Consider the following 860-nt stretch of genomic DNA (forward strand, 5'->3'; position numbering starts at 1 on the left):
CCCTGCTGCAGATACGCAGCAACCAGGTCGTGATGCGCTCGGGCCAGCGCATGGTGCTGGAGGCCCGGCTGCCCCACGTGGACGGCAGCTACCGCGACGTGCAGATCTCCAAGGCGGCGGTCAAGGATGCCCAGGGGCAGACCACCGGCGTGCTCAGCATCTTTGTGGATGTGAGCGAATTCCGCGCGGCCGAGCATGCCACGCGCGAGGCCCGCGATGCGGCCGAGGAGGCCTTTCGCGTGAAGTCGGAATTCGTCGCCAACATGAGCCATGAGCTGCGCACCCCGCTGCAGTCCATCATGGGCTTTGCCGAGCTGGGCAGCCTGCGCTCGCGCGGCAATCCCGCCATGGCCGACATGTTCAACGACATCCATGCGGCGGGCCAGCGCATGCTGGCCCTGGTCAATGACCTGCTCGATGTGGCCAAGCTGGACAGCGCCGTGGGAACCATCCACCTGGAGCGCACGGACCTGCGCAGCCTGATCCGGCCGGTCGTGCGCGAGCTGGAGCCGCAGCAGCAGCACAAGCTCATCGACCTGCGGCTCGAACTCGACGACGCCCCGCTGATCGCCAAGGCCGACCCCGTGCGCTTCCAGCAGGTGGTGCGCAATGTGCTGGCCAATGCCATCAAGTTCTCGCCCATCGGCGGGCGCATCGATGTGCAGGGCCGCATCGACGGGCAGGGCGACATCTGCATCGCCTTCTCCGACCAGGGCCCGGGCATTCCGCCGCAGGAGCTGGACAAGATCTTCCAGCCCTTCGTGCAGTCCAGCAAGACCAAGGACGGCTCGGGCGGCACGGGCCTGGGGCTGGCCATCTGCCGCAAGATCATCGACGCCATGGACGGCACCATCGTGGCC

Annotated in this window: 1 protein-coding gene; it reads left to right on the top strand. The window is 67.4% G+C overall.

Features of this window, described 5'->3' with window-relative positions; translation table 11 throughout:
• Positions 1-860: PAS domain-containing sensor histidine kinase (locus tag PO605_RS30850; RefSeq protein WP_272207353.1), on the top strand; the 860-nt coding region annotated here is incomplete at both ends.

Origin of the sequence: Delftia sp. DT-2, assembly GCF_028401915.1 — a bacterium.
Classification (GTDB): domain Bacteria; phylum Pseudomonadota; class Gammaproteobacteria; order Burkholderiales; family Burkholderiaceae_C; genus Comamonas; species Comamonas tsuruhatensis.